Origin of the sequence: Serratia proteamaculans, assembly GCF_949794035.1 — a bacterium.
GTDB classification, from domain to species: domain Bacteria; phylum Pseudomonadota; class Gammaproteobacteria; order Enterobacterales; family Enterobacteriaceae; genus Serratia; species Serratia proteamaculans.
The window spans coordinates 405,477-420,715 of record NZ_OX461105.1; the positions used below are offsets into that span (position 1 = coordinate 405,477).

Below are 15,239 nucleotides of genomic sequence, written 5' to 3' on the forward strand. Positions count from 1 at the left end.
ATGCGAATAATTGTCTACGGCAGTTTACGACGCAAACAGGGAAACAGCCATTGGATGACCAACGCCCAATGGCTCGGCGAGCATGAGCTCGAAGGCTATCAGATTTATAATCTGGGCCATTACCCGGCGGCGATCCCTGGAGAGGGCACGGTACATTGTGAGGTGTACCGCATCAACTCATCGATTTTGGCTGAGCTGGACGAACTGAAAAGCAACACCAAGGACTATAAGCGCGAGCTGATTCAGACGCCTTATGGGAGTGCGTGGATCTACCTGTATAAACACAGCGTGGACGGTTACCCGCGGATTAATAGCGGTGACTGGCTGAAGCGTCTCGACGAAAAGTAAAAAAAAACACCGCTCACTGAGCGGTGTTTTTTTATCGGACGGCGGCTAAGAATTACTTCTTGGCAGCACGTTCGAAAGAAGCAATGATTTCAGCTTTAGCCGCGGCAGCGTCTGCCCAGCCTTCCACTTTCACCCATTTGCCTTTCTCCAGATCTTTGTAGTGCTCGAAGAAATGAGAGATCTGTGCTTTCAGCAGTTCCGGCAGGTCGTTCACATCTTTGATGTGATCGTACTCTTTGCTCAGTTTGCTGTGCGGAACGGCAACCAGTTTCGCATCTTCACCGGCTTCGTCGGACATCTTCAAAACGCCAACCGGACGGCAGCGGATCACTGAGCCAGGCTGCAACGGGTATGGCGTTGGTACCAATACGTCAACCGGATCACCGTCCAGAGACAGGGTGTGGTTGATGTAACCGTAGTTGCACGGATAGAACATCGCGGTGGACATGAAACGGTCAACGAACAGCGCGCCGGTGTCCTTGTCGATTTCATATTTGATCGGATCGGCATTGGCCGGGATTTCGATAACTACGTAGATGTCTTCTGGCAGGTCTTTGCCAGCAGGGACGTTAAGCAAGCTCATGTCGGTTTCCTTTAATCAAACCAGAAATGGAGTGGCGGCTATTATAGCGGACTCTTTTGCGATTTCCTGCCCTTTTCATCACCCTCGCCCCGGCAGACGGCCATCCACTGAATTTCCAGATTAATCCTCCAACGGCGTTAAGTTTTTCCCGCGGTTGCCGATAACTTCATCAAATAATAATGAGTCGGCGAAGTCTGGCTCTGCGTTTTACCTCCTCTACGTTAGAACTCACTATTTCTGAAGCCGGGAACAACTCATGTTAAAAAAGATTACGGTCAAGGCCGGGCTGATTGCCCTGCTGAGCCTGATGACGCTGCTGTTGATTATGGTCAGCACGATCGGCGTCAACGCCATTAACGAAGGCTCGCGTTCGTTAAATACCCTGAACCAGATCCTGGGGGAAGAACTGGGATCGCTGGCCAGCAGTTCCAACCTGACGCTGCGGGCCAGAACGGCCGCCTCACTGGCGGTGCGCCAGCGCGAAATTGGCCAGATCGAAGTGTCTGATGCCACGGTGGGCCGTATTTATGATTACCTTGCGCAGTCAAAGCAGGAAATGGCGCGCTTTGTCAGCGTCGGCACCGTTACCGAACGTGGGCGCGAATTGTCCACTCGTTTGCAAAACAGCTATCGCGCTTATCTGGAGCAGGGCGTCAGGCCAATGGCCGATGCCATCAAGGCTGGCAAAGTTGATGATTATTACGACATCCAGGAAACCAAAATCTCCGCCCTGAGCATCGCTTTCGAAAAAGACCTCAGCGATTTCCGTAGCTTTGCCATGAAGATTGGCCAGCAACGGGTACATGAGGCGGAAGGCAATGCCAGCACCAAGATTACCCTGATCCTGATCGCCGGCCTGCTCAGTGTATTGCTGGCGGTACTGGCCTGGTTTGCGTTGCGAGTGATTATCCTGCGGCCACTGGATGAATCTATCGCTCAGCTGGAACATATCGCCGGCGGCGACCTGACGCACCACATCACCGGCGAAGGGGAAACCGAAATGGGCCGTCTGGTGTGTGCGATGCAGCGGATGCAACAGGCATTGGTCAGTTCAGTCAGTAAGGTGCGTGATGCCAGTAGCCAAATTGACACCGGTTCACGCGAACTGGCTGCCGGTAACCAGCACCTGGCGCAGCGTACCGAAGAGTCGGCTGCTTCGCTGGAGGAAACCGCCGCCAGCATGGAGCAACTGACCTCAACGGTGAAAATGAATGCCGAGAACTGCGAACAGGCCAATCAACTGGCGCTGAGCGTCTCTGATATCGCCAATCAGGGCAGTGAGGTGGTCAGCCAGGTAATGGACAAGATGCAGGCGATAACCGACAGTTCACGGCGCATCGCCGATATCATCAGCGTGATGGACGGCATCTCTTTCCAGACCAATATTTTGGCACTGAATGCGGCGGTAGAGGCGGCACGTGCGGGTGAACAAGGGCGCGGTTTCGCCGTGGTAGCCGGTGAGGTTCGCAACCTGGCCCAACGTAGTGCGCAGTCGGCGAAAGAGATTAAAGGGTTGATCGAAGCATCGCAAAACCGGGTGCAGGAAGGCGAACAGATGGCCGAGTCAGCGGCGAAAACCATGAATGGGATCACCGGTGAAGTGGGGCGTGTAACGGCGTTGATGCGGGAGATTTCTGCGGCTACGCGTGAGCAAAGCAGCGGTATTGAGCAGGTCAACCTGGCGGTGGCACAGATGGATCAGGTGGCTCAGCAAAATGCGGCTTTGGTCGAAGAGTCGGCGGCAGCGACACGCTCGCTGGAGGAGCAGGCTCAGTTGCTGGCGCAGAGTATGGCGGCGTTCAAACTATAATGCAGGGGGGCGAAATGCGCCCCCCGCATAGAACCGGTTATTCGTCCGGGTTCTCGGCGATAAAGCGCTCGGCGTCTTCCACCATGGATTTGGTGCCGACGAAGAACGGTGCTCGCTGGTGCAGTTTCACCGGGGTAATGTCCAGAATACGGTTTTTACCGTCACTGGCTTTACCGCCGGCCTGTTCCGCCAGGAACGCCATCGGGTTGCATTCATACAGCAGGCGCAGCTTGCCTTGCGGGTGGCTGGCGGTGCTTGGATAAATATAGATGCCGCCTTTCAGCAGGTTGCGGTGGAAGTCGGCAACCAGTGAACCGATGTAGCGGGAGGTGTAAGGGCGTTGCGTCGCTTCGTCCTGCTCCTGACAATATTTAATGTATTTCTTCACACCGCGCGGGAACTTGATGTAGTTACCTTCGTTGATGGAATACATATTGCCGCTGGCCGGGAAGCGGACTTTCTCATGGGAGAGGCAGAACACGCCCAGAGAAGGATCGTAAGTAAAGGCATGCACGCCATAACCGGTGGTGTACACCAGCATGGTGGATGAACCATAAACCACGTAGCCGGCGGCGACCTGAGCGCTACCTGGTTGCAGGAAGTCTTCTTCGGTCACTGGAATGCCGACCGGGGTAATGCGACGATAGATAGAGAAAATCGTACCGACCGAGACGTTGACATCGATGTTGGACGAGCCGTCCAACGGATCCATCAGCACCACGTACTTGGCATTTTCAGCCCGCTCGCCGTCGAATATCACGATTTCATCTTCTTCTTCAGAAGCGATACCCGCAACTTCACCGCGTGCTTTCAATGCTGCTTTCAGCTTTTCGTTGGCGTACAGGTCCAGTTTCATCTGAACTTCACCCTGTACGTTGGAAACGCCGCTGGTGCCGAGAATATCAACCAGGCCCGCTTTGTTGATATCGCGGTGGATGATTTTGGCGCCCAGTTTAATTGCAGAAAGTAATGCTGTCAGCTCGCCGGTGGCGTGAGAGAAGTCGTGCTGTTTCTCGACGATAAATTCGCCTAACGTTTTCATGACACAATCCCTGAATCTACGGATGGGTAGCGGTTTGTTAACAAACCGCCAACGTATTCGCGAGCAGTGTAGCCCAAAGATGAACGCTATTCATAGGCAAATCCATTTCTTCTGGACGATTCTGAGCGTTAGAATGGGGGCAACATTCGACGTACTCTATGAGAAAACTATGCGCATTCACATTCTTGGGATCTGTGGCACCTTTATGGGCGGGCTGGCGGTGCTGGCACGTTCGCTAGGGCATGAGGTGACCGGCTCTGACGCTAATGTCTATCCGCCGATGAGCACGCTGTTGGAGAGGGAAGGGATCGATCTGATCCAGGGTTACGATCCGGCTCAGTTGGATCCTGCACCAGATCTGGTGATCATCGGTAACGCCATGACACGCGGCAATCCGTGCGTTGAAGCGGTACTGGAGCAGGGTATCCCTTACGTTTCCGGCCCGCAGTGGCTGCACGATTATGTGCTGCGCGATCGTTGGGTGTTGGCCGTTGCCGGGACACACGGCAAAACCACCACCGCGGGCATGGCGACCTGGATCCTGGAAGCCTGCGGCTACCAGCCGGGCTTTGTTATTGGTGGGGTTCCGGGCAACTTTGACGTTTCTGCTCGCCTGGGCGACAGCCCGTTCTTTGTGATCGAAGCCGACGAGTATGATTGCGCGTTCTTCGACAAGCGTTCCAAGTTTGTGCATTACAGCCCGCGTACGCTGATCCTGAACAACCTTGAATTTGATCACGCCGATATCTTCGACGATCTGAAAGCGATCCAAAAACAATTCCACCATCTGGTGCGCTTGGTGCCGGGCAAGGGCAAGATCATTTTGCCTGATAATGACAGCCACCTGAAACAGGTGATGGCGATGGGCTGCTGGAGTGAGCAGGAACTGGTTGGCGAAGAGGGAGCATGGCGTGCGCAGAAACTGACGCCGGATGCCAGCCATTATGCGGTATTCCTCAATGGCGAACAGGTAGGTGAAGTGAAGTGGTCGCTGGTGGGTGAACACAACATGCATAACGGTTTGATGGCCATTGCCGCCACCCGTCATGTTGGCGTGCTGCCTGCCGATGCCTGCCGTGCACTCGACGACTTTATCAATGCTCGTCGTCGCCTGGAGTTACGTGGTGAAGCCAATGGCATCACGGTATATGACGATTTTGCCCATCACCCAACGGCGATCCTGGCGACCCTGGCCGCGTTGCGTGGCAAAGTCGGCGGCACCGCCCGCATTCTGGCTGTGCTCGAGCCGCGTTCCAACACCATGAAAATGGGGATTAGCAAGAACGATCTGGCGCCATCCCTTGGCCGCGCTGATGAAGTGTTCCTGTTCCAGCCGCACCATATCCCCTGGCAGGTTGCGGAAGTGGCGGAAGCCTGCGTTCAGCCGGCCCACTGGAGTGCCGACCTCGACACGCTGGTGGATATGATCGTGAAAACGGCCCAGCCGGGTGACCATATTTTGGTGATGAGTAACGGCGGCTTTGGTGGGATCCACGATCGGCTGTTGGAGGCTTTGGCCAACAAACCGGAACCGAAAGCAACCTATTGATTGCTTGGGAATTTGAAGTGTTTTGTGCAGAGGGCCGGTAACGGCCCTTTTTTACGCCCATAAAAAAGCCCTCGCGAGCGAGGGCAACGGGGTCCGTCGGATAGGACGACGAAGTTTCTTCAGAGAATCAGTGCTTACGACAGAACTCGGCAGTGGCAGTGACGAGGGTAATCAGTTCGGTAAGCATGTCCCCTGAATTGTTATTTGTAGATTTCTGCTGTCGCGTGCCAGTTGCCGTTTTCGTAGGCTTCGATCACGCGGTAGGCTTTAGCGCCTTGCTTGTCGGCCTTGTCGGACAGGGCCTGGCGAATATCGGAAGGCGCGCCGGTAATGCCGCTGGCGGTAATGGTACCGACAGACTGAAGATTGTTGGCCTGGTCATTAGTGATTAACGTAGCGGCAGAAGCACCGAACGAAACGACTGACAGCAGGCTGAGTGCGGCGAGGGTAGTTTTCATGTTCATGATATTGGGTCCTGTTGCGATAACCGCCTGGAAGGGCTTTTGCAGCGTTTTTATTCTTGAAGGCTGTTATCGGTAATGCTGGGTTCCAGAGTTTTATTGCCCGTTTCCGGGTAACACCTTGTACTTATTTGTAAATTTCTGCGGTGGCGTGGAAGTTGCCTTCGTTGCGCGCTTCGATTACACGGTAAGCGGTTGCCCCTTTGGCATCGGCTTTTTCAGACAGTGCCTGGCGGATGTCTGAAGGTGCACCGGCAACGCCGCTGACGGTAATAGTCCCTGCGGCCTGCATTTTTGCGGCCTGATTTGCATCAACAGATTGTGCTGCAAATGCGCCGAAAGAAAGCATGGATAGAACGCTCATGGTTGCGATGGTAGCTTTAATTTTCATGATTTAGCCTTTTCGTATTCTTTTATCAGTTCCAATGAACTGTGATTTACGTCACGGAAATGAGTATACATCTAGTAACCCTAAAAATTAATAGTTAGCTAACAGTTTCTTGTGAAACTTTATTATGGTGTTGCTTATTTTTAATAACCAGATGGAATAAAAACCGCTCATAAAACGATCTTTCAATGTTAAAATTATGTAATTTCAATGAGGTAAGTGCTTTTGACCAAAAGTGCGGAAGATAGCAGTAGCTATCACTGGTTACGGTGAAATGTCATTGAAATGTGTTGTGGTGTGGAGGAAACTTGGTTTTAAACGTGGTAGATGATGGGGGAAAGGTAAGGGTAGGGTTAAAGAAGTGCTAACAAAACGCGACCGTTGGCCGCATTTTGTTAGCGCTATGCATCATAACTCTTGTTCGAACAGCGTCAGGATGGCTTCGTACAGCTGACGAGCGGTAAAGCTGCTGGCCGGGGTAACGAAAATAGTGTCGTCACCGGCGATAGTGCCGAGGATGCCTTCAGATTTACCCAGCGAGTCCAGCAGGCGGGCTATTAACTGTGCGGCGCCGGGACTGGTGTGGATCACTACCACAGCATCGTTATGATCGACGTCCAACACCAGGTTTTTCAGCGGGCTGGTGGTGGTGGGTACGCCGAGTTCGGCCGGAAGGCAATACACCATTTCCATTTTGGCATTGCGCGTACGCACCGCACCGAACTTGGTCAGCATGCGCGATACTTTGGATTGGTTGATGTTTTCGAAGCCTTCTTCTTGCAGCGCCAAAACAATCTCGCCTTGAGAACTGAATTTTTCTTCTTTCAATAACGCTTTAAACGCCTTGATCAGATCTTCCTGCTTTGCGGGATTACGCATTTTGCACCGTGGAATGTTGACAATTGAAGTGATTATTATGCATATAAATGAATTTTTATGCAATAAAAGGACGCCCGGAAAAAACAAAAAGGCCCGGACAATGAGGAAAGGGCAGCATTTTAACAAAATCCGTATCCCATGAATATGCCCTTTCCGTGACCGAAAAAGCCGTCTGCGGTAGTAAAGAAAATGTTATTAAAATGATGTTGTTCTGATGTTGTGTAAGGGTGTAATGTAACCGCCGGTTAACTTGCTCGTGAATAACCTCGCAGTATTTTTGATTAGTGTGCGCTATGCCCTTAATGCGTAAGCGATTTAATCTAAGATGAGCGCGACATCGGCCGTTTTATTGCGCCAGTTCTCAAACAGACTGTTAAGAGATTGTTTTTAAAGGTGTAATAATTTAAGGTCCGTACCCAACATATTCACGGCGCTTTATATATTTAAGATAATAAAGGAGTATAGGATGAAAGTTGCAGTTCTCGGTGCTGCTGGCGGTATCGGCCAGGCCCTCGCCCTTCTACTCAAAACCCAGCTTCCTTCAGGTTCTGAACTCTCTCTCTACGACATTGCCCCCGTTACCCCAGGCGTTGCCGTCGATTTAAGCCACATCCCAACCGCAGTTAAAATCAAAGGCTTCAGTGGCGAAGACGCGACTCCAGCCCTGCACGGCGCGGACGTGGTACTGATTTCTGCCGGCGTTGCACGCAAACCAGGCATGGATCGTTCAGATCTGTTCAACGTGAACGCGGGCATCGTGCGTAATCTGATCCAGCAAGTGGCAACAACCTGCCCGCAAGCCTGCATCGGTATTATCACCAACCCGGTTAACACCACCGTGGCTATCGCAGCAGAAGTGCTGAAGAAAGCCGGTGTTTATGACAAAAATAAACTGTTCGGCGTGACTTCGCTGGATATCATCCGTTCCAACACCTTCGTGGCTGAGCTGAAAGGCAAACAGCCGGAAGAGCTGAACGTACCGGTAATCGGCGGACACTCTGGCGTGACCATCCTGCCATTGTTGTCACAGATCCCTGGCGTGAGCTTTACCGAGCAGGAAGTGGCTGATCTGACCAAGCGTATCCAGAATGCGGGTACTGAAGTGGTTGAAGCTAAAGCCGGTGGCGGGTCTGCAACCCTGTCAATGGGTCAGGCGGCGGCGCGTTTCGGCCTGTCTCTGGTTCGTGCGCTGCAAGGCGAAAAAGGCGTGGTGGAATGTGCTTACGTGGAAGGGGATGGCAAATATGCTCGCTTCTTCGCACAACCGCTGGTGCTGGGTAAGAATGGCGTTGAAGAACGCAAAGACATCGGGACTCTGAGCGCGTTCGAACAGAAAGCGCTGGAAGACATGCTGGATGTTCTGCACAAAGATATCGAACTGGGCGAAAAGTTTATCAATAACTGATCATTCAGTGGTGCATGAGTATACATAGGCCGCCGGACAGCGTACCGGCGGTTTTTTTATGCCCGAAGCTATGACCGGATGCGGGCTTTTCGATCCAGCAGGTTATGGGTGTGTGGATCGAAATAACGGCTTGGCCAAATCTCTGCAGGATGGATGTTAAGTGATTCGGCAATTAACCATTCCCCTTTTGGCCAGGGGCGCGATAGCGCATTCGCCAGCGTTGATGAGCTTAGCCCTGCCTTGCGCGATACCGCCGCCAGTGTGGTTCCCTTCTTACGTAAAGCCGCAATGATATCCGCCGGATGCCAGTCCTTGTTCCTTGAGTTCATGTTTGCATTCCTTTTTTGATTAGCGAAAGTTCTGTTAGTGGTATAACTAACAGGTCAAAATTAATCGTTTGAACAACATGAAACGCTTATACGGAAACTAGGATACCACTAAATTTCTTAAAAAATATCCCATAAATTTCCCAAAAAAAGATATTTGCCGACTTTTGCCCAGAGAACATGGCTATGAAAAAAGAGTGGTTTGCCGCCAAGGAGCTGACAGGCGTAGCAGGATTACCCTCCTCACCACAGGGAATAAATTTGATGGCGCGTCGTGAAGGCTGGATCAGCCGCCGGCGTAAAGGCGTGCAGGGGAAAGCGCTGGAATACCATATTGACAGCTTGCCTGCCGGGATACGTAATTTATTGGTATTAAAAGAAGAACCTGCGAGCTATGAGATTGACCGCAAGGATCCGCTGGCCGTGTGGATTGAATATTTCTATCACCTGACGGAGAGCGAACGTGAGAAAGTTTTGGCGTTCCTGATGCGAGAAGGGATCGGTAGCTTACTGGCGCGTATTTCAGCGGAGAAATGAGCAGACCCGCAGAGCGGGTCTGTGGAAACAGCAAGACGTTTATTGTTTCTTAAAAATCACGTTGAACCGCAAGATGCGCTAATCCTTCCAGCGCGGAACGATGAGCGGATTCCGGGAGAACCTGCAATGCGGCAATGGCCTTGTCGGCCTCTTCCTCAGCACGCTGGCGGGTATATTCCAGGGAGCCGCATTGCTGCATGGCCTCCAACACGGGCTCCAGCAAATGACGGCCGTTACCTTGTTCAATAGCCCCACGGATCATGGTTTTCTGTGCGCCTTCGCTGTTATGCATGGCGTGCAGTAACGGCAGTGTCGGCTTCCCTTCATTGAGATCGTCACCGGTATTTTTACCCAGCGTGCTGCCGTCGGCGCTGTAATCGAGCAGGTCATCGATCAACTGGAAAGCGGTGCCAAGGTAGCGACCGTAATCCTGCAGCGCTTTTTCTTCTGCTTCACTTGCATCTGAAAGGATGGCTGAGGACTGTGCTGCCGCTTCAAACAGACGTGCGGTTTTGCTGTAGATCACCCGCATGTAACTTTCTTCGGTAATGTCCGGATCGTTGACGTTCATTAACTGCAGCACTTCGCCTTCGGCTATCACGTTGACGGCCTCTGACATCAGCGCCAACACGCGCAGCGATTCCAGGCTGGTCATCATCTGGAAAGCACGCGTATAAATGAAGTCGCCGACCAGCACGCTGGCGGCATTGCCGAAGGCGGCATTGGCGGTGGCCTTGCCGCGGCGCATATCTGATTCATCCACCACGTCATCATGCAGCAGGGTAGCGGTGTGAATGAATTCGATCAGCGCAGCCACGGTAATGTGTTTATCACCCTGATAATGCAACGCCCGCGCCGCCAGAACGGCGATCATCGGGCGGATGCGTTTACCGCCACCACTGATAATGTAATAGCCAAGCTGATTGATGAGCGTGACATCGGAATTCAGCTGTTCGAGAATTGTTGCGTTCACGGCCGCCATATCTTGCGCGGTTAACTCGGTAATTTGCTCTAGGTTCATTGTATTTTTTTCAGCTGTGTTTCTCTTCACCGCGTTGAGATCGCTGCTCACATCGGTACATGGCGGTAACTGTCCCTCTGATTGTACTTGAAAAACGGCTCAGATAAACGCCATGAAAGAAACTGTGCTTTTTTTCTTCTTTTTTCTGCTTCTGGTCTTATTCTGCTCTTGTCATATGCTGGATTATTGCGTAGAATTCGCGCCCTATTGTGAATATTTATAGCGCGCTCTGTACTAAACAGTTGGGCACGCGGAAAGCGGAGTTTTATATGTACGCGGTTTTCCAAAGTGGTGGTAAACAACACCGAGTAAGCGAAGGTCAAACCATTCGCTTGGAAAAGCTGGACATCGCAACTGGTGAAGCAGTTGAGTTTGACCAGATTCTGATGATCGCTAATGGCGAAGATATCAAAATCGGCGTTCCTTACGTCGATGGCGGTAAGATCAAAGCTGAAGTCGTTGCTCACGGTCGTGGCGAGAAAATTAAGATCGTTAAGTTTCGTCGTCGTAAGCACCATCGTAAGCAGCAGGGCCACCGTCAGTGGTTCACTGACGTTAAAATCACCGGCATCAGCGCTTAAGTTAGGGGAGCAGATTAATGGCACACAAAAAGGCTGGCGGCTCGACTCGTAACGGTCGCGATTCAGAAGCTAAACGTCTGGGCGTAAAACGCTTTGGCGGCGAAGCAGTACTGGCAGGCAGCATCATCGTTCGTCAGCGCGGCACTAAATTCCACGCTGGTACCAACGTGGGTTGCGGCAAAGACCACACTCTGTTTGCTTTGAAAGACGGTAAAGTCAAATTCGAAGTTAAAGGCCCGAGCAATCGTAAATTTATCAGCATCGAAGCTGAATAATTTTCCGAGCCTTACTAAATAGATGTAAGCCCCGCAATTCGTTGCGGGGCTTTTTACATTTATGGGCTGCTTGTGTATCGGCCCGTCAGCGCTGGCAAAGGTAAGATGGAAACGAAACAGCAGGTCGGAATTGGCATTTCTCTGGCGGTGACTACGGCAGTTTGCTGGGGTGCATTGCCGATTGCGATGAAAGAAGTGCTGGTAGTGATGGAGCCGTTTACCATCGTTTGGTATCGATTTACCATTGCTGCACTTGGATTGGGGCTTATTTTGGCCGTGCGTGGCAAGTTGCCGCCGGTGACCCTGTTCCGTCAACCGCGCTGGTTGTTGATTCTGGCCATCGCCACCGCAGGCTTGCTGGGGAATTTTATTTTCTTCAGCTCTTCACTGCAGTATCTCAGCCCGACAGCATCGCAAGTGATCGGCCAACTATCGCCGGTCGGCATGATGTTTGCCAGCGTGCTGATTTTAAAAGAGCGCATGCGTATTACCCAGGTGATTGGCGCGCTGATGCTAATCTGCGGGTTGCTGTTGTTCTTCAACGTCAGCCTGATTGAAATTTTCACCCGCCTGACGGATTACACCCTTGGGGTGTTGTTGGGTGTGTGTGCGGCAACGGTCTGGGTTACTTATGGCGTTGCGCAGAAAGTGTTGCTGCGTCGATTGGCCTCGCCGCAAATCCTGGTAATGTTGTACACTTTATGTGCAGTGGCGTTATTTCCTCTGGCCAGGCCGGAGGTGATTTTCCAGCTCAGCGGTTGGCAATTAGCCTGTCTGCTGTTCTGTGGTGCCAACACGCTGATTGGTTATGGTGCGCTGGCTGAGGCCATGGCGCGCTGGCAGGCGGCACAGGTGAGCGCGTTAGTGACGCTGACACCGCTGTTTACCCTGCTTTTTTCAGATTTATTGGCGCTGGCCTGGCCACACGTATTCGCCGCCCCGACATTAAATGTCGTCGGCTATGTCGGTGCTTTCGTGGTGGTAGCGGGCGCCATGTTTTCCGCAATTGGTCACCGTTGGTGGCCGCGACGGGCAGAACCCCGCCTGGTTGCTCCTTTGAAGCAGCCTGGTGAATGATTTACGGAGACGGTAAATGAAGTTTGTAGATGAAGCAGCGATTTTGGTCGTTGCAGGTGACGGTGGTAATGGTTGCGTCAGCTTCCGTCGCGAAAAGTATATCCCGAACGGCGGGCCTGATGGTGGTGACGGCGGCGATGGCGGCGACGTCTATCTGTTGGCGGACGAAAACCTCAACACGCTGATCGACTACCGCTTTGAGAAATCTTTCCGCGCCGAACGTGGCCAGAACGGTCAGAGCCGTGACTGTACCGGCAAGCGTGGCAAAGATATTACCATCAAGGTACCGGTAGGTACTCGCGTGCAGGATCAGGGCACCGGCGAGATCCTCGGTGACATGACCCGTCATGAGCAGCGTCTGATGGTGGCGAAAGGCGGTTGGCACGGTTTGGGCAACACCCGTTTTAAATCATCGGTCAACCGTGCTCCGCGTCAGAAAACGTTGGGTACCGCCGGTGAAGCTCGTGACATCCTGCTGGAGCTGTTGCTGCTGGCCGATGTGGGTATGTTAGGCCTGCCGAACGCCGGCAAGTCGACCTTTATCCGCGCCGTGTCTGCTGCCAAGCCGAAAGTGGCTGACTATCCGTTTACCACTCTGGTACCAAGCCTGGGTGTGGTGCGTATGGACCACGAGCAAAGCTTCGTGGTTGCCGATATCCCAGGGCTGATCGAAGGTGCCGCTGACGGCGCTGGTCTGGGTATTCGCTTCCTGAAGCATCTGGAGCGTTGCCGCGTGCTGTTGCACCTGGTGGATATCGCCCCAATCGATGAGTCTGACCCGGTAGAAAATGCCAAAATCATCATCAATGAGTTGAATCAGTATAGCGAGAATCTGTCGCAGAAGCCTCGCTGGCTGGTTTTCAACAAGATTGATGTGATAGGCGAAGAAGAAGCTGCCGAACGTGCCAAGGCGATTGCAGAGGGCATGGGTTGGGAAGGTAAATACTACATGATCTCCGCCGTCAATCGCGAAGGTGTCAATGCGCTGTGCTGGGATGTGATGAAGTTTATCAATACCCAACCGAAAGCCATGGCCATCGCAGAAAGCGCGCCGGAGAAAGTCGAGTTCATGTGGGATGATTACCATCGTGAACAGATCGCTGAAGTGGAAGCTGAAGCGGATGACGACTGGGATGACGACTGGGATGAAGAAGACGACGAAGGCGTCGAAATCGTTTACCAGAAGTAATCTTGCGAAGAGAGGGGCTCAGTTAATACTGGGCCCTTTTTTTATTTCAATACGTTTTCCGGCAACCAGCATTGAGCATTGAGCCCGTGGGTATCCTGACGGTTTTCCAACGTTAAGCGGCCCTGATGCAGTTGTACAATACGGGTCACGATGTTCAGCCCCAGCCCACTGCCGCCATAGCGCTGATCCATACGGCGGAAGGCCTGGGTGAGTTCGCCGACCATTTTCTCTTTGACGCCCGGTCCTTCATCGATCACCTGTAGCCGATGCCCGCGATCCTGCCGAGTCAGTTGCACCTGGATCCTGCTGCCCTCGGGGCTATAACGATGGGCATTCTCCACCAGGTTGCGCAGCAGCAGACGTAACAGCACCGGGTCGCCATGTACCGGCGCGGTGGCCGGAAGCTGCCATTGCAGACTTTGTCCGCGTTGCGCAGCCAACTCCTCGAGTTCTTCCCGTAGCGGTTGAATAACGTCGCTCACCCAATCGAAGCGTTGATAATGGCCACTGGCAAAATCTTGCCCGGCGCGCGCAAGCATCAACAATTGCTCGACGGTGTGCATCAGTTGGTCAATGCGGGTAATCAGCGGTCCGCTTTGCGGGATCCCCTGCTTTTCCATTAACTCCAGATGCAGACGGATCCCCGCCAGAGGTGTACGCAGCTCATGGGCGGCATCGGCGGTAAACAGCCGTTCCTGTTGGATGGTGTTATCCAGTCGCGAGAACAATTGGTTGAGTGTGGTGGTAACCGCCATCATTTCCAGACTGTCACTGTTGAGCGGCAGTGGCGTCAGGTTATCGGCGGAGCGCTTTTCCAGCCGTTGCTGCAGTTGATTAAGCGGTCGGATAATCCAGCTGATAGCCCAAAATGAGGCCAGCAGGGTGACGATCATCATGATCAGTGAAGGGGCGAGCAACGAGGCTATCGCTTCGGCGATTTCCGTATCGACACGCTCGGTACGAACCTTGGCCGACAGGGTTTCATCCACCAGGAAGCTGATTTGCTCCTGGCTTTCATGCCACAGCCAAAAGGCACTGATAAGCTGGGTGACCAAAAGGATCAGCGCCAGCATCAACAACAGACGACGGCGCATGCTGATCATGATGAGGATTCCAGGCGATAGCCGATACCGCGAACGGTACGGATGCGATCCTTACCCAATTTGCGGCGCAGGTTATGGATATGCACTTCCAGCGTGTTAGAGCCCAAATCATCCTGCCAGGTATAAAGATCCTGCTGCAGCAGTTCACGGTTGACCGTTTGTCCGGCGCGCATCATCAGACGCGACAGGATGGCGAACTCTTTTGGAGTGACTTCCACCGGCTGTTGTTGAACATAAACCTGCTGACTGGAGAGATTGAGCTGGAGATCGTCCAACTGCATGAGATTGTCACTGTGGCCCTGGTAGCGGCGGATCAGCGCTCGCACGCGCGCCTGCAGCTCAACCAAAGCAAAGGGCTTCACCAGGTAATCGTCGGCGCCGGCATCCAGCCCGTCGACACGATCTTCCAGTGCGTCACGTGCTGTCAGAATTAGTACCGGCAATTCAACTTGCTGGCGGCGCCACTGCCGAAGCAGGCTGGCGCCGTCCATGTCGGGCAGGCCCAGATCGAGGATAATCATACTGTACTGACTGGTGAGGAGCAGAGCACTGGCCTCCGCCGCCGTGGCGGCGCAGTCGCAGGCATAGCCTTCCCCGGCTAATGCCAGTGCCAGGCCTTGTTGCAGCAGCTCATCGTCTTCAACAATCAGCAGTTTCATCATAAC

The 15,239-nt window shown here is 52.9% G+C and carries 18 protein-coding genes; 9 read left to right on the forward strand and 9 right to left on the reverse strand.

Annotation, left to right across the window (positions count from 1 at the left end):
* Nucleotides 1–348: a gamma-glutamylcyclotransferase family protein gene (locus tag QOT07_RS01830; RefSeq protein ID WP_006317485.1), complete on the forward strand. Its 348-nt coding sequence runs from the start codon at nucleotides 1–3 to the stop codon at nucleotides 346–348.
* Nucleotides 349–400: 52 nt separating this feature from the next.
* Here the strand turns inward: QOT07_RS01830 and ppa are convergent, their stop codons facing one another.
* On the reverse strand, nucleotides 401–931 hold the full coding sequence (ppa, locus tag QOT07_RS01835) for an inorganic diphosphatase (protein WP_085119444.1): 531 nt from the start codon (nucleotides 929–931) through the stop codon (nucleotides 401–403).
* 256 nt (nucleotides 932–1,187) lie between these two features.
* Between ppa and QOT07_RS01840 the strand changes: the two genes are divergently transcribed.
* Complete coding sequence (locus tag QOT07_RS01840; RefSeq protein ID WP_283602469.1) at nucleotides 1,188–2,741, forward strand: methyl-accepting chemotaxis protein; 1,554 nt, start codon at nucleotides 1,188–1,190, stop codon at nucleotides 2,739–2,741.
* A 37-nt stretch (nucleotides 2,742–2,778) separates the two neighbouring features.
* Here the strand turns inward: QOT07_RS01840 and fbp are convergent, their stop codons facing one another.
* Nucleotides 2,779–3,783: a class 1 fructose-bisphosphatase gene (gene fbp / locus QOT07_RS01845; protein ID WP_099064485.1), complete on the reverse strand. Its 1,005-nt coding sequence runs from the start codon at nucleotides 3,781–3,783 to the stop codon at nucleotides 2,779–2,781.
* Between the two features lie 169 nt (nucleotides 3,784–3,952).
* Here fbp and mpl point away from each other — a divergent pair, with 169 nt between their 5' ends.
* Nucleotides 3,953–5,332 carry a UDP-N-acetylmuramate:L-alanyl-gamma-D-glutamyl-meso-diaminopimelate ligase gene (mpl, locus tag QOT07_RS01850; RefSeq protein ID WP_112347912.1) on the forward strand — a complete coding sequence of 460 codons (1,380 nt, stop codon included), beginning with the start codon at nucleotides 3,953–3,955 and terminating at the stop codon, nucleotides 5,330–5,332.
* 200 nt (nucleotides 5,333–5,532) lie between these two features.
* On the opposite strand, the gene yhcN (QOT07_RS01855) is transcribed toward mpl, so the two are convergent.
* The 3 genes from yhcN (QOT07_RS01855) to argR form a co-directional block, all read right to left on the reverse strand.
* Entirely contained in the window at nucleotides 5,533–5,796 is a 264-nt protein-coding gene (gene yhcN / locus QOT07_RS01855) for a peroxide/acid stress response protein YhcN (RefSeq protein WP_099064487.1), read from the reverse strand.
* Between the two features lie 124 nt (nucleotides 5,797–5,920).
* Nucleotides 5,921–6,184, reverse strand: a complete 264-nt coding sequence (gene yhcN / locus QOT07_RS01860; RefSeq protein ID WP_099064488.1) for a peroxide/acid stress response protein YhcN — start codon at nucleotides 6,182–6,184, stop codon at nucleotides 5,921–5,923.
* Nucleotides 6,185–6,589: 405 nt separating this feature from the next.
* Nucleotides 6,590–7,060 carry a transcriptional regulator ArgR gene (gene argR, locus QOT07_RS01865; RefSeq protein ID WP_020824937.1) on the reverse strand — a complete coding sequence of 157 codons (471 nt, stop codon included), beginning with the start codon at nucleotides 7,058–7,060 and terminating at the stop codon, nucleotides 6,590–6,592.
* Nucleotides 7,061–7,526: 466 nt separating this feature from the next.
* Here argR and mdh point away from each other — a divergent pair, with 466 nt between their 5' ends.
* A complete protein-coding gene (gene mdh / locus QOT07_RS01870; protein ID WP_283602470.1) occupies nucleotides 7,527–8,465 on the forward strand; it encodes a malate dehydrogenase in 939 nt (312 codons plus the stop codon).
* 68 nt (nucleotides 8,466–8,533) lie between these two features.
* Here the strand turns inward: mdh and QOT07_RS01875 are convergent, their stop codons facing one another.
* Entirely contained in the window at nucleotides 8,534–8,794 is a 261-nt protein-coding gene (locus QOT07_RS01875) for a helix-turn-helix domain-containing protein (RefSeq protein WP_085119457.1), read from the reverse strand.
* Nucleotides 8,795–8,977: 183 nt separating this feature from the next.
* Between QOT07_RS01875 and QOT07_RS01880 the strand changes: the two genes are divergently transcribed.
* A complete protein-coding gene (locus QOT07_RS01880) occupies nucleotides 8,978–9,328 on the forward strand; it encodes a DNA-binding protein (protein WP_283602471.1) in 351 nt (116 codons plus the stop codon).
* A 49-nt stretch (nucleotides 9,329–9,377) separates the two neighbouring features.
* On the opposite strand, the gene ispB is transcribed toward QOT07_RS01880, so the two are convergent.
* A complete protein-coding gene (ispB, locus tag QOT07_RS01885; RefSeq protein ID WP_099064491.1) occupies nucleotides 9,378–10,349 on the reverse strand; it encodes an octaprenyl diphosphate synthase in 972 nt (323 codons plus the stop codon).
* A 269-nt stretch (nucleotides 10,350–10,618) separates the two neighbouring features.
* Here ispB and rplU point away from each other — a divergent pair, with 269 nt between their 5' ends.
* The 4 genes from rplU (at nucleotide 10,619) to cgtA (ending at nucleotide 13,471) form a co-directional block, all read left to right on the forward strand.
* Nucleotides 10,619–10,930, forward strand: coding sequence for a 50S ribosomal protein L21 (rplU, locus tag QOT07_RS01890; RefSeq protein WP_012004933.1), 312 nt, complete (start codon nucleotides 10,619–10,621; stop codon nucleotides 10,928–10,930).
* 17 nt (nucleotides 10,931–10,947) lie between these two features.
* Nucleotides 10,948–11,205, forward strand: coding sequence for a 50S ribosomal protein L27 (gene rpmA / locus QOT07_RS01895; protein WP_004933559.1), 258 nt, complete (start codon nucleotides 10,948–10,950; stop codon nucleotides 11,203–11,205).
* Between the two features lie 105 nt (nucleotides 11,206–11,310).
* A complete protein-coding gene (locus tag QOT07_RS01900; RefSeq protein ID WP_099064492.1) occupies nucleotides 11,311–12,282 on the forward strand; it encodes a DMT family transporter in 972 nt (323 codons plus the stop codon).
* 16 nt (nucleotides 12,283–12,298) lie between these two features.
* A complete protein-coding gene (gene cgtA, locus QOT07_RS01905; protein WP_099064493.1) occupies nucleotides 12,299–13,471 on the forward strand; it encodes an Obg family GTPase CgtA in 1,173 nt (390 codons plus the stop codon).
* A 41-nt stretch (nucleotides 13,472–13,512) separates the two neighbouring features.
* On the opposite strand, the gene pmrB is transcribed toward cgtA, so the two are convergent.
* The gene (pmrB, locus tag QOT07_RS01910) at nucleotides 13,513–14,574 is read right to left on the reverse strand and encodes a two-component system sensor histidine kinase PmrB (protein WP_219015278.1); all 1,062 of its coding nucleotides are present in this window, start codon (nucleotides 14,572–14,574) and stop codon (nucleotides 13,513–13,515) included.
* Nucleotides 14,571–15,233: a two-component system response regulator PmrA gene (gene pmrA, locus QOT07_RS01915; RefSeq protein WP_099064532.1), complete on the reverse strand. Its 663-nt coding sequence runs from the start codon at nucleotides 15,231–15,233 to the stop codon at nucleotides 14,571–14,573. Before pmrA ends, pmrB begins: the two co-directional genes overlap by 4 nt.
* Nucleotides 15,234–15,239: the final 6 nt, after the last annotated feature.

Excerpts from the sequence above, each read along its gene's own strand:
- QOT07_RS01830 (WP_006317485.1), top strand. The coding sequence starts at position 1 with ATGCGAATAATTGTCTACGGCAGTTTACGACGCAAACAGGGAAACAGC.
- ppa (WP_085119444.1), bottom strand. The coding sequence starts at position 931 with ATGAGCTTGCTTAACGTCCCTGCTGGCAAAGACCTGCCAGAAGACATC.
- QOT07_RS01840 (WP_283602469.1), top strand. The coding sequence starts at position 1,188 with ATGTTAAAAAAGATTACGGTCAAGGCCGGGCTGATTGCCCTGCTGAGC.
- fbp (WP_099064485.1), bottom strand. The coding sequence starts at position 3,783 with ATGAAAACGTTAGGCGAATTTATCGTCGAGAAACAGCACGACTTCTCT.
- mpl (WP_112347912.1), top strand. The coding sequence starts at position 3,953 with ATGCGCATTCACATTCTTGGGATCTGTGGCACCTTTATGGGCGGGCTG.
- yhcN (WP_099064487.1), bottom strand. The coding sequence starts at position 5,796 with ATGAACATGAAAACTACCCTCGCCGCACTCAGCCTGCTGTCAGTCGTT.
- yhcN (WP_099064488.1), bottom strand. The coding sequence starts at position 6,184 with ATGAAAATTAAAGCTACCATCGCAACCATGAGCGTTCTATCCATGCTT.
- argR (WP_020824937.1), bottom strand. The coding sequence starts at position 7,060 with ATGCGTAATCCCGCAAAGCAGGAAGATCTGATCAAGGCGTTTAAAGCG.
- mdh (WP_283602470.1), top strand. The coding sequence starts at position 7,527 with ATGAAAGTTGCAGTTCTCGGTGCTGCTGGCGGTATCGGCCAGGCCCTC.
- QOT07_RS01875 (WP_085119457.1), bottom strand. The coding sequence starts at position 8,794 with ATGAACTCAAGGAACAAGGACTGGCATCCGGCGGATATCATTGCGGCT.
- QOT07_RS01880 (WP_283602471.1), top strand. The coding sequence starts at position 8,978 with ATGAAAAAAGAGTGGTTTGCCGCCAAGGAGCTGACAGGCGTAGCAGGA.
- ispB (WP_099064491.1), bottom strand. The coding sequence starts at position 10,349 with ATGAACCTAGAGCAAATTACCGAGTTAACCGCGCAAGATATGGCGGCC.
- rplU (WP_012004933.1), top strand. The coding sequence starts at position 10,619 with ATGTACGCGGTTTTCCAAAGTGGTGGTAAACAACACCGAGTAAGCGAA.
- rpmA (WP_004933559.1), top strand. The coding sequence starts at position 10,948 with ATGGCACACAAAAAGGCTGGCGGCTCGACTCGTAACGGTCGCGATTCA.
- QOT07_RS01900 (WP_099064492.1), top strand. The coding sequence starts at position 11,311 with ATGGAAACGAAACAGCAGGTCGGAATTGGCATTTCTCTGGCGGTGACT.
- cgtA (WP_099064493.1), top strand. The coding sequence starts at position 12,299 with ATGAAGTTTGTAGATGAAGCAGCGATTTTGGTCGTTGCAGGTGACGGT.
- pmrB (WP_219015278.1), bottom strand. The coding sequence starts at position 14,574 with ATGATCAGCATGCGCCGTCGTCTGTTGTTGATGCTGGCGCTGATCCTT.
- pmrA (WP_099064532.1), bottom strand. The coding sequence starts at position 15,233 with ATGAAACTGCTGATTGTTGAAGACGATGAGCTGCTGCAACAAGGCCTG.